Source organism: Paenibacillus sp. FSL P2-0121 (assembly GCF_037975345.1).
GTDB lineage: Bacteria > Bacillota > Bacilli > Paenibacillales > Paenibacillaceae > Paenibacillus_AQ > Paenibacillus_AQ odorifer.
Genome location: NZ_CP150245.1, coordinates 4,700,912 through 4,713,952 on the forward strand (window position 1 = coordinate 4,700,912; position 13,041 = coordinate 4,713,952).

Genomic DNA, 13,041 nt, shown 5'->3' on the forward strand with positions numbered 1-13,041 from the left:
CTCTTTCGGCAAATTGACTGTCTCGTTTTTATGAATTTCAGAAAACGTAACAGTTTCATTGTATATTTTCAGGCTTCTTTATTTTCATCCATCATACGCCAGATTGCAAGTGTTCTTCGACATTTTCCTACAAACTTCACAGAACTTTGTCGACTTTATCAACGAAAGTTTGTTCTAGACGTGATAATTGGTGGCTTATTTGGCCCCAATGATCTGCAGTCTCACCCCCTTTAAGGAGATCTAACATCGCTTTCTCTTGCTCCGCAAGCCCTTCTTGCAGGCTTTCGGCAGCAGATTTTAATTCTCTGCTGATATTCTCGACGTAATGAGCGATTAATTTTTCCTTCTGCTCTGCCGCTGCAAGATTAACCGCTTCTTTCAAAAGCGGCTCTGCCGCACCTTTGACCAACTCCCGCCCAGTTCCCTCAAAGAAATAACGCGGGGATTTGAAATGGCCCCATAAAGCGGACCACTGCACAGGCTGAAGCTGGCATTCCAGATCCTTAGGAGATGGCCAAGCCTGCTCCTCATTCTCCATAAGATGAAATTCCTCCGTGGAAAAGAGTAGCTCTGTAGCTGCCGCTTCAGCAGCTTCATGTACAAGCCTGCGTCCCGTGCTCTCTAGCCGCAGCGTTGTTGCCCATAGCTCTTGCTCAAGCTCGCGCTGAGTAGTACGCATTAGTTCGGCACCACAGGCAGAGAAAATGGCTTTTAAATTCCCTGCATCCTCACGCAGTAAGGAGGGATGAAAAGATTCCTGAAAATTTCTGTTGAAGGAGAAGCTAATCCGCTGGCACACATGATAGATCAGTTCTTCACTTTCATGAATAAGATCTCTGCTAGGACGTTCCTCAGTCTCCAAAAGAGATAACCGCTTCATGGCGAACTGCCGCCTTTCCTGCAGTTCTTTTAACCCGGCTTCACGCTCGTTCGCCGCCTTGGAAGCCAGATTCTGCCATTCCTCAGCCCGGCGCCGAACCGATGCGATGCTCTCAGCAGCTGCGTTAAGTGAAAGCTGTGGAAGCTCATCACCAGCAAAGCTGGATAATGCTTGCTCAAATTCATTGAAGCGGGAGGTTTCATAAAGATCGTGATTATGTTGAGTTTTAGCTTCTAGAGCAAGCAAGCTGGACAAAGCATAGATTCTCGGAGACCGCAAACCTCCGGCACGCAGATTTTGAACGACATGTGCTTTAACCTCATCTAGTTCTTCTTCGCTTGAAGCGAGATCGGAGGCATTAATAATAAAGAACATTTTATCGAGAGAAAAGCTATCTTTAATGCGGCCCAGCTGGGCCAAGAGGCCGCGATCCGCCTTCGAAAAGGCGTGGTTATAATAGGTCACAAAACAGATCGCATCCGCATTTTTCATGTAACTAAAGGTTACGCCAGTGTGGCGTGCATGCAGTGAATCTGCTCCTGGTGTATCTACGAGCACAATCCCGCTCTCCGTCAAAGGACAGGCATAATATAGGTCAATCCCTTGCACGAAGCAAGCCCGGGTCTCTTCCGCAACTAGGTTTCGATATTCATCCAAATCAACCGTCCGCACCGTTCCTAATAGCGGCTCAGCTTCAGCCCAACCGGATGCTGCGGCTCTTAGAAATCCTGCATGCGGCAGCGCAGAGGGGTGAATTCCCCGTGTTGGCAGGCTCGCAAGTACTGCTGTCCACGTATCCTGTTGCGGCTCTCCAAGCTGCAGCACGCTGAAGGAATGGCAGATGTCATCCCAGAAATCCGCCATGCTCTTCATCGTTACAACCGCGCTGGCATGGCGGAAGTCTCCTTCCGGCGCCAATATGCGGTTAACTGCGGCCGTGGCAGGGTGTGGCGACACGGGCAGCACTTCTTCGCCGAGCAAAGCGTTGGCGAAGGAAGATTTGCCTGCGCTGAACGCACCGAACAGCGCAAGGGTAAAGCGGCCGCCGGCGAGATCCTCCGCCCGTGCGGCCAGACTGCGCGCCGCCGATGCCATCGCTGGCTCGCGGCGCAGCAGCTCTGCCGCAGCCGCCAGCGCGTCAGCGGCTGCCGAGAGCCGGCGGCGTCCGCCCGCCGGCGAAGCCGTTCCCGCCGCCCAGCTTGCGGCGGCGGCACTTCCAGCCGCGGCGCGTTCGCGCGGCTGGGTCTCCCGCGGTGCGGCGCTCTGCGCAGCCGCACGCGGGGTGACCCTCACCTCCGGCAGGATGCCGGGGGTGAGGGTCCGGCGCGGCGGCAGCAGCGCCGCTAGCTCGTGCGCGCGGGCGTCAGCCGCGCGGTCCAGGGCGGCTAGCGCGCGGGCAGCGCTCGCCTGCCGCGTAAGGGCCTGATCGCGGCGCTGGAGTTCCGCACGCTGCTCCTCGATAAGCGATGGCAGCTTCGCCAGGAGCTCATCGCCAACTAACAGCGCAGCGCGGCGGAATTGGCTCTTCAGATCTGCCGCAAGTGTGCGGCAGAAATTGAGCAGCGCCTCGCCGCTATTCCCCGTTCCCGGCTTAACTGCAGCCGCCAGCCATTCCTGGCTCACCGCCGGGAACCCTTGCTTCAGAGTCGTCTCTGCCTCCTCTGCCCACAGTCCGAGATTCTCCGCCCATTGACGTACCAGCTGAATCAGATGCCATTCCAGCTGAGCGGAAACCTCTCGGACCAGTAATCCTTGCCAGGCATCCAGTCGTTTGCCTTGTTCCTTCTCCCGCCGTCCGGCTGTAGAGAACAAACCTAAGCGGAAGCCTGGGCTGACACTCTCCACATAGCTCCCTGCCGCCTCTCTAACATCCGCAGGCATTAAGTTAGCATTATTGAGTAAGGCATCAAGATCACTTCGCAGGCTAGCTCGTGATTGCTGAGGCAGCTCCTCAAGCAGTGCCTTCTCTTCTTCCAGCGATTTCAGCTCTTCCATCACAACTGTAACCTCTGCACCCTCTAGCTCAGCTAAAAAAGTTTCCCGCTCCTCCTGCTGGTCTTCACGGAACGCGGTTAGCGAAGAATCTGCTGTATGATGAATGGAACGTGACAAGCTATATTGAAGCAATTGTTCCCTGTGCTCCAACAGCTCTGTTATAAGGTTCAGCAGATTATCCCAATGATTCAGTGGGTGCTCTTTCATTTTGAGTGAGGTAAACAGAATCCCCGCACAATGAATCCCCCACTGCTCAAAAGCATTTTCAAGCTGGCGTTTATATTCTTCAATGGAAATTTCTTGTTCTCTATGCTTGTCTATCTGATTAACAATAAGATAGAGCGGTTTGCCCCAGTCACTAAGATTTTTGGCAAAAGCCAAATTATTCTCTGACTGTACATGGTTATAATCCATAACATAAAAGACGACATCAGCTAAATGCAGCGCGGAACGAGTGGCCGCCTGGTGACCATCATCCGTCGAATCTACGCCAGGCGTATCCAATAGAACACCATGCTTCCCTAGAAGAGGAATCTCATTCCAGACTTCAATCGCGGAATATTCTCCGCCATTTCGACAATATTCCTGTAATCTTTCTGGTGTTGTCTCTACAGGGGCAGATTCATTTTCACTTCCCTCAACCCTTGGATAGATAAGCACTCGTGGAGCCCCGCTGCGAATAGAAACAATATTGGCACTAGTCGGCACAGGTCCGGAAGGTAACACTGAGCTACCGCATAAAAGATTAATCATGCTGGATTTCCCTGCCGAAAAATGCCCACAAAAAGCAAGGGTCAGTTCATTCCCACCCTCTTTATTTTGTAAATCTTCATATATTCGTTCAGCACTCTCGTCGCCCCAGTGGCGCATTAAATCTTTCAGCTGGGAAAGCAGCGATGCTGTTTCACTTAATGTCTCTCTCTGAATTTTAACCCGTTCCGCTCCCACAGACATTCCACCTCCACAGTTACCTTCTAATCATGCACTGATCTTAATCCATTCTTGAATACTGATTTAAGCTCTTTTTTATGCAAAACTTATATAGGTACAATTTCTGAACTTTAGCGCGGAACATTTTTTATAAATAATAATTACAGTTTATCACCAGTTTGACACAAATTAAATACACACTACTTACAAAATAACCTATCATCTCCTACGAAATGATACCAAAAAAGAAGCGAGGTTGTCGTCCTGTAAAGCCAACAGTCGTTTCTCGTAGAAATATAAGGATATTCAATAAAAAAGGAGCCAGCCCCAAGGGCCGACTCCATTTCAGGTCACTTCTCAATTATGCAGTTTCCAAAACAGGCAACAGAATTTCAAATACTTTTCCGTGCTGCAGAATAGTCAATCCACGAGATTTGTCTCTCATTACGACAACCTCTGGTTTTACAGACATACGTTCCAGATAGTGCTCAGGCACATCACCGGAATGACTGATCGTAATGCCCTCTACTTCTTGCTCTTCATTTTCTTCCAGCGGGCTTTCCACTACGCGGTCAAAAATATCCGAGAATACCTCAAAATTATCTGTGTATACAGAAATGCATTTCATCTCTATCCCATCCTCTTCTTCAACTCTAACTTTTAACTTTTTGGCGTATGATCTTTAGCTTTCCTGACGACAGCCGTTTTCATACGTTTTTTGCCCTCTCGACATACATCAAGGAGCGGACAAACCTGACATTTTGGATTCTGAGCCTTACAGTGATATCGTCCGAAAAAGATTAGCCGGTGATGCGTGAGCGTCCATTCATCACGTGGCACAGCCTTCATCAGCTTTTTCTCCACTTCCAGCACAGAATCTTTCCAGCCTGCCAAAGCAAGTCGTTTAGCAACCCGCTCCACATGAGTGTCCACAGCAATGGCAGGAACTCCAAATGCGTTGGATACTACTACATTAGCGGTTTTACGACCTACTCCTGGCAACGTTACAAGCAAGTCATGTGCCTCAGGCACTTCTCCGCCATACTGTTCTATGAGTATAGAGCACAGGCTTTGGATATGCTTAGCTTTGTTACGATATAAGCCGATGCGCCGGATATCCCCCTCCAATTCCTCCAGCGGCACAGAAATATAATCGATGGGGGCTTTGTACTTTTGGAACAGGTCCTCGGTCACTTTGTTCACCGTTGCATCCGTACATTGGGCTGACAGCAGCACCGCTATTGTCAATTCAAAAGCGTTACTGTGATTCAGCTCGCAATGTGCATCCGGAAACAAATCTCCAATCGTATCCAAAATGTGGCGGACGTCTGCAGCTTTCATAGTGTCCCCTCCACGGAGCAAAAACGCTCAGAAAATTCTATCGAGCGTCTCACCTCAAATGTTAGAAATATAAGCAAAGTATGTATTATAACGTATGGATTCATACATTTCAACACATACGATACTGGCATTATATTTCAAGTATTAACGCCTGGATTGTCCTAATAAGAACAGTAAGCGTTTAAGCGAGAAATATAAGACATACAGTATAGGAGCAATACTTATACTTTCTTATATTTCAAAAAAAACGTCTTGACGCAGGTAAAGCCCCCTGTGTCAAGACGGTGATTCACTCAGAAATCCACCATTGCAACTATTGTTTCACAATTTCAACCAAAATATCATTATTGAAATACATTATAATATTATCATTTTCTTTCAAAGATTGCACGGATAAAGTCGAATCTCCCTGATGAATATAAACATTAGCAGGAACAAAAAATTGATATTTATCGTTCAAATTAGGTCTCTTCGTCACCAATGAGTTTGTTGCACTCTCATAACGTGAGAATGTTCTACTGAGCTGAGACATAATACGAATCGTTGTAGATCCATCCGGATCCTTGCGAATCTCTACTCTGTCCCCTGCCGTCAAGTTGCTAAGAGCAGTCGTTGTCGAGCCGTCACGAATGATTTTGACTCCTCCACTTACCGCTAAGGTCTGTGCAGCTCCAGCATAATCCTTCACGACTACGCTATTCCCAGCGGCATCTACAGAACTTACCTGACCTGTTGTGAGCTTAACTGCTTGAATAGCCAGCGGTGAGCTACCATCAAAGGTCACATTAAGATAATCTCCCGCTTTTAAATCCGTTAGCTTAATGCTCTCACCAGCTTCATTGGTCAACGGGATTGCCAAAGTATTAATATCACTGGTTCCCCCATTCCATTTGATGCCCAAACGGTTGGTTCCAGAATTCACGGTTGCCGCTTCAACTTGCAGCACAGTCTTCACTTTCAATACCGCTATCAGATCCTGACCTGTAGTCAGTGAAGCCGTTACATTGCTTCCAATAGGAATATCACTTAGGGAAGGACTAGTCTTACCAAAGAGATCAACAAGTTGCGGATAAGGCATCGTTAAACTTTGTCCATCATTAAGCTTCAAAACAAGAGTTTTCGACGTAGAATTAACAGCTGTTAAAGTTCCTTCGTACTTTGTGACAATTTCCAAAGACAAAGCCCGCTGTCCTATTGCCTTCAGATTAACTTTGCGGTTCTCGATAAGTTTCGCACCCATATTAGTTAAGTTAGGCAATGCACCTTCATAAATCAGCTTTGTTTTCTCATCCAACTGAACCACATGGGCTTTTTTGCTGCTGTCCATAACTGTAAGGAGCTGTGTTTTGCTATTATAATCCACAATTGTTGCTCCACTATACTGCTCAATTTGGCGGCTTAACACTTCAATTTTGGTAACTTGATCGCTGCTGTTTAAGGTAACCTGAATCTTGTCCCCACCTACTGCATCAGCAATAAGATCATCAGCTACTGCTCCACTCATGTTCGGAATAACAATCGTCGGTTTAGTGCCAAGCAGTTTAACCTCACGATTTCCGTCTGCTTTTTTGTAAACAACTGTGGAACTAGTCAGCTCGGTAAGTACCCCCTCAACTGTCCGTTCAACACCTTCCGTCACTTCTACAGTGCGGATCACATTATCTTGAATCGTATATTTCACCGCATTACCTGTCTTCAAATCTGCAGGTTTCAGCACTGATGCTTGGGAGCTGAATAATGAAGTCTCATCTTCCCATTTAAAAGTTTCTACTGTACCCGCGGTATTTTTGAAAGTAATGCTTTTGCCAGTAAGATCTACACTTTGAATGGTGCCTGTTGTTGTTTTGTTAATGACCCCTGAAGTCACCTGAACCTTCACTACTTTATGCAAACCACTGTACGTTTCACGTTGCAGTGAAACTACACTGTCTGTTACCAGCGAAGCAGGTTCAATTCCAGCTCCATTTACATCCACAAAGGAAGTAGTCTCATCGTAGTAGTATTCAGTGAACCCTGTTGGTGACTTTAACCAAAGCTTATTACCTGGAGCTACCATGGCAAAGTTTCCTGACAGAGTCTCTACTTGTTGTGTAGGGTCAGTCACTTCAACATAAGCCGCGTTATATGTCGCGCCAATTACAGTAACCTTAGTGTAGGGTTGGACATCACTTAGATTGATTCTGCTTTCAGAAGCACTTGTGTAATAAGCAGTGCTTGCTCCCAGGGTATATGTAGAAGTCTTTCCGTTGTTATAAACGGATAGTTTCCCATCTGCTAATTGACTGATCGTTCCTGATACCGTGTTGTCGTATTCAACCGTATTGTGAGCTTCAGCACGACTGAAAAAAGTCGCCAATTGCGCACGTGTTACAGCACCTTGCGGATCAAAACGATTGCCGTCAAGTCCGTTTGCTAGGCCTAAATCAACGGCAACGTTGATGTAACCACGTTTGTTGGCAGACACTTTGGTATCATCCGCAAAGCCTGTTGGCTCACTAGCGGCCCCTGCTGCATCTGCGCTTTTTCCAAGGGAGCGGATTAACAGCTCCGCAATCCATTCCCGGGATGCTTTACGCTCTCCCCAAGAAGTCTTCAGATTATCTGGAGCCATTTCGGTTGCTTTATCGAGTAATCCTTGTTGAAAAGCTAACACAACATAATCCTTGTAATAATTCGTAACCTTAAAATCTGTAGGCAATGCTACCGCAGAAGAAGCATCCACTTTATCCTGCAGCTTCATAAACCGCAGGGCCATAAGCACTGCTTCCTGCTGAGTTACAGAATCACCCGGACGGAACAATCCATTATTCCCAACCACAATTCCTTGTGAAGCGAGTTTATAAATATGTTTTTCAGCCCAGAAGCCTGTCTTCACATCGCTAAAAATCCCTACAGATTGTGTAGTGGTTGATGTCGGTGTAGTGGCAGCTGTGTCTGCAAACACTGCACTTGCACCACCAAAAACCATAACACCAGCCATAACAGCCGACACTGCTTTATTAGAATAAGCCTTCAATGGACGTTTTGACCTTTTTTGCGCGGACAATAGATTATTCCCCTCTCTATGACTCAAATAAATAGTATGTTTAAAAATTCGTCAGCTAGATGCCTAATTCCTTTGTTGCATAACCAATTAAGAATTATCTCTAGTCATAGGATGCAATAGATCCACATGGCCCATTAGACTTTCTACCTTTTCACCATCAACTAAAACTTCGATACTCTTTACTTCCGCAAATTGAAAATAAGTTTTGGCAAGTGAAGTAATGGCAAAGGATTCTCCACCCGCACCAAGCTGAGCTTCATCTGGTTTGTGAATATCCATTACGATTTGACCCTCTACAAATTTTAATGATTTCAGTTCAATTTTTCCCCATAAAGGTATAAGATCTGTATTTTCACTACTTTGCAGTGCTTTGAACGTTTCTGTATATTTCTCAACATCGTCAGAGTAGTTAATCGTAGTCTTAGCAGGCACTAAATTCATAATTTGCGAATCAGTGTAATAAACTTCAATACTCTGGCTTTGCTTTTGTGTCTCATTTTCTACCGGCTTCGAAGACGGCTGAGTTTCTACATTAGTATTATCTGCTGTCGGTTGCGGAGTACTAGCCACTTCGGTTTCCTGATCATCAGACGGAGCTGGGGTACTTTCTCCCTCACCACTTACAACGTTTGTAGTATCTTGCTCCACTCCATTAGCAGGAGCTGCAGTAGGCTTATCTCCACAGCCAGCAATCACTAGTAGAAGCAGCGCAGCAACCCCAACCATAGTCCATTTTTGTTTAAACATTAATAAACGCCTCCTCTAGATGAATACGGGCAGACAGGTACCGCAAAACCACTTCTTGCCTTTTTATAGATAAAAGCAGAAAGCTGACTTTGCGGCGCTCGTCTGCCACTGGTCTGTTATTTTATACCCAAATATTCCTTGATTCCACTCACTATTGAAGCAGCAACTTTGTTTTGTAATGCTTCCGTAAAGAGCAATGTCTCATCCTTCTTATTGCTAAGGTATCCTACTTCAAGTAGAACAGCAGGCATTTTCGTTTCACGAATGACATGGAAATTCCCGTATCGTACACCGCGATCACTAAGCCCTGTAGCCTCAACAAGATACTTATGCATTACTTTCGCTAAGGCCTTACTGGCTTCCCGCTGATAATACGTTTCTGTCCCGCTTGCCGCAGAAGATGCGGAACTGTTGGCATGTACAGAAATGAATAGATCTGCTTTTAAATTATTAGCCATAGCTGCTCTATCCTTGAGCTCCAAGAATGTATCGTCACTGCGCGTCAGTACGACATCGATATTACTTTCTTTTTTCAGCAATGCTGCTGTCTTAAGTACTATAGCTAAATTAAAATTCTTTTCGTATTTTCCTGTTACTCCTACTGCACCAGAATCTTTAGCTCCGTGCCCCGCATCCAGTACTACGAGCTTCTTGCCATCATTACCTGGCTGTGTTGAAGTATCATCCGTACTTTCTGCATTCAGGTCAATGATAACCAACTTAGAATCCGTCCCAGATACGCTGATGTTATAATTCTTAGGATAATTCAAATCAATTACAAAACGTACAGTATAAGGATTGGAGCTATAAAGCGAATACCGGACACCTGATACATCAGGATAATCCTTCACTTCCAGTTTACCATTCAGATCAGGATCAAGAACTTGTCCCGTACCAAACAGATCTGAGAAAGTGGCATTAGGAAAATCAATAACTAACCGATCCGGCCCTGTCATTACACTTACTTTTGGCTCGGAATTACCTTCCATCGCAATGCTCAAACGATTCTCGCTAAAGCTCAAACCATTTATCATGGTTAAATTTTTAGTAGGATCTACCGGCGGAACAACAACTTCAGATCCACCATTTCCAGAGTTCCCATCAGAACTGCCGTTTTCATTTGAGGATCCTGGGGTAATAAGATACACGATCTTCTTCGCATTATCCCAAGTGACGGTGAGACCAAACTGCTCACTTATGAACCGTATAGGTACAAGTGTCGTATCACTCCGCAGGACAGGCGCAGTGGTAAGCTGTACTGTTTTGTCATCAACCGAAGCTGTCTTTTGATTAACAATAAGTTTGATGACCTTCCCTTGCTGTTCAATCGTCACCGTTTTGCTTTTTTGATCCCAGCCCACGGTATAACCAAGACTCTCGGAGATCAATCTCAACGGTACCATGATAGTATCATTCACATTTTCAACCGGTACTTTTTGCCCTGCAGTAATCTCTTTGCCGTCTAGATAAATCTTGCTATTCGCGGCAGCAGCATGTCCATGCTCAGGCAAAACCAACACAAAGAGCAACAATAACAACATCAAACTGAATTTCTTCATTCTTCACCTCTAAGAATCTAGTATTCGCCTGTGAATGGCGATCGTGGTGCCCCTGTCTCCGTCAACCTCAGACCTCTATTAGACGCTGGTAATCTATAAAGGTTGCGAATATATTCCATAAAAATTGAGAAATCTCACCAACCGCAAGTGTTAAAGCCCCAGATATTCCTTAATTCCGGCAACAATTTCTCTCGCTAATTTCTCTTGAAGCTGCTCACTATACATCGCCGATTCATTTCCTGAATTTGTAAGATATCCTACCTCTAGCAAGACTGCTGGCATTGTGGTTTCCCGTGTAACATGAAGGCTTTTCGTACGAATCCCGTTGTCTTTAAAACCAGTAGCGGCTAATAAATGCTTATGCATAATCTGAGCAAGAGGCAGACTATCACTGCGAGAATAATAGGTTTCACTGCCATTTATTTTATCTCTATTTGGATATCCAACCTCTAGCGAATTCGCGTGCACTGAAATAAAGAGATTCGCTTTAGCAGCCTCCGCAATTTTCACGCGATCCTGAAGCCCCAATGTAGCATCGTCAGTTCGAGTAAACACCACGTCAACTAATGCTTCCTGCGTTAACAGTGTTTGTACTTTGCGGATGACGGCCAGATTGAAGTCTTTTTCCAGCTTACCTGTGAGACTGACAGCTCCTGATTGAGTTCCGCCATGACCCGCATCTAGAACTACAATTGGCTTACCTAACGTTCCATTAGCCCCTGTGGTGTTGCCTCCGTTGTTAGTTACATTCAAATCAATCGTAACAAGCCCGGTGCTTTCATCCGTACTAAGCTGGTACGGTTGATTTCCAACCGTTTGAATTACGAATCTGACAGTGGAAGGACTCACACTGAACAGTGCATAACGGATCTCAGAAACGAGCGGGTAGCCGGCAACGTCCAGCTTACCTTGTGGACCGCCAGTGGTGGTAACACCCGTAAGACTTCCAATGAAATTCGGATCGAACGCAGCACCCGGAAAATCTACGACGATTCGATCAGGGTTGCTCATTTTTGTAACGTTTGGCTTAGTAGCCCCCGACACAGCGATAATAAGTCGGTTCTCAGTGAATACTGCCCCGTTTACTAGAGGGCCTGTTGGAATTCCTGCTGTGCTTCCCGGTGCCGTAGTTGTTTGTGGAACTGGTGTCGGGCTGGGTGAAGTTACTACACTGCCAGCAGTTGTCCCGTTGTCATTTCCCGGCGTAGCACTTGGAGTTGGAGCAGGTGTATTAGTTGCTGTTGGATTGGTAGTATTCCCCTCAGGTGTCATTGCAGGATTGCTAACTTGTCCACCTGTCAAATAGACGGTTTTATCAACATTATCCCAGCCCACCTTTAAGCCGAACTGCTCGCTTACGAAACGAATTGGAACAAGTACTGTGCCGCCACTCTGCTTAGGAGCTGCATTTAAATCAAATGTCACCCCATCTGCATCAGCTGTTTTCCGTCCTACCGCCAGCTCAATGCTTTTACCATCCTGGTGAACGGTTACTTTCCGGGTCTGCTGCTCCCATAACACCTCGAATCCAAGATTCTCTACTACCACTCTGACCGGAATCATAACGCTACCATTTACATTTTCGAGTTTAATTCCTTTTGGCAAAGCAAGTTCCTGATTGTCCATAATAATTCTGCCTGTGCTGCTACCAGCTGCGGCAGCTTCTTGTCCGGTGGATGTTAAAAATAATAAAGGCAGTAACAAAAGCAGCAATACACGAAGCCCAGCTCTTCTCATTCTCATTTTCCGCTCCTTCTGCAAGTAATAGATCCTAGATAAGTATTTAGACGACAGAAATCACCAAATGTTTCCTTAATGACCAATGAATATATCGATTATAGCAAAAAAACTTCTATTTCCGACACCCGGAAATAGAAGTTTTGCGTATTTTTTGTAAAGTTTAAGAATCAGACCAGTTATATCCTCTTTTTAAGAGAATAGCTTTGCAGCATGACGCTCTTCATAAGCAGCAATTTCATCCGCATGTTGAAGGGTCAAACCGATATCATCCAAGCCTTGCAGCAGGAATTGACGACGGTGCTCATCCAGATCAAAGCTGATGCTCAGTCCGAATTCATCTTGTAAAGCATTGTTCTCAAGATCAACTGTCAGCTTGTAGTCCTCATGCTCAGCTGTCCGTTTGAACAATTCATCCACTTGCTCTTCCGAAAGCTTGATCGGCAGAATGCCGTTCTTAAAGCAGTTATTGTAGAAGATATCCGCATAAGAAGGTGCAATTACAACTCTGAACCCGTAATCCATAATCGCCCATGGTGCATGCTCCCGAGAGGACCCACAGCCAAAGTTAGCGCGTGAGATCAGAACAGAAGCCCCTTGATAACGTGGTTTATTCATTTCGAAGGCTGGATTATCGTTACCTTCTTCATCAAAACGCCATTCATAGAACAAAAACTGTCCAAATCCCGTCCGTTCAATCCGTTTCAAAAACTGTTTTGGAATAATCGCATCCGTATCTACATTTACCCGGTCAACTGGTGCAACAATTCCTGTTAATTTTTTAAAAGCATCCATAGTTTTATCCT

Annotated in this window: 8 protein-coding genes; all 8 read right to left on the reverse strand. The window is 45.7% G+C overall.

The genetic code is table 11. The features are described from left to right. Positions 1–136: 136 nt before the first annotated feature. Entirely contained in the window at positions 137–3,823 is a 3,687-nt protein-coding gene (locus MKY54_RS20860; RefSeq protein WP_339187806.1) for a dynamin family protein, read from the reverse strand. 343 nt (positions 3,824–4,166) lie between these two features. Continuing rightward, a complete protein-coding gene (locus tag MKY54_RS20865; RefSeq protein WP_036676334.1) occupies positions 4,167–4,433 on the reverse strand; it encodes a hypothetical protein in 267 nt (88 codons plus the stop codon). 32 nt (positions 4,434–4,465) lie between these two features. After that, entirely contained in the window at positions 4,466–5,146 is a 681-nt protein-coding gene (nth, locus tag MKY54_RS20870) for an endonuclease III (RefSeq protein WP_036676333.1), read from the reverse strand. Positions 5,147–5,459: 313 nt separating this feature from the next. Continuing rightward, positions 5,460–8,192 (reverse strand): S-layer homology domain-containing protein, encoded by a 2,733-nt coding sequence (locus tag MKY54_RS20875; protein ID WP_339187808.1) that lies wholly within the window; start codon positions 8,190–8,192, stop codon positions 5,460–5,462. 87 nt (positions 8,193–8,279) lie between these two features. Next, complete coding sequence (locus tag MKY54_RS20880; RefSeq protein ID WP_076308384.1) at positions 8,280–8,939, reverse strand: GerMN domain-containing protein; 660 nt, start codon at positions 8,937–8,939, stop codon at positions 8,280–8,282. 116 nt (positions 8,940–9,055) lie between these two features. After that, positions 9,056–10,498, reverse strand: coding sequence for an N-acetylmuramoyl-L-alanine amidase family protein (locus MKY54_RS20885; RefSeq protein ID WP_076127574.1), 1,443 nt, complete (start codon positions 10,496–10,498; stop codon positions 9,056–9,058). A 150-nt stretch (positions 10,499–10,648) separates the two neighbouring features. Further along, a complete protein-coding gene (locus MKY54_RS20890; RefSeq protein ID WP_081388299.1) occupies positions 10,649–12,241 on the reverse strand; it encodes an N-acetylmuramoyl-L-alanine amidase family protein in 1,593 nt (530 codons plus the stop codon). A 186-nt stretch (positions 12,242–12,427) separates the two neighbouring features. Further along, positions 12,428–13,030, reverse strand: a complete 603-nt coding sequence (leuD, locus tag MKY54_RS20895) for a 3-isopropylmalate dehydratase small subunit (protein ID WP_076127570.1) — start codon at positions 13,028–13,030, stop codon at positions 12,428–12,430. Between the last annotated feature and the right edge of the window lie 11 nt (positions 13,031–13,041).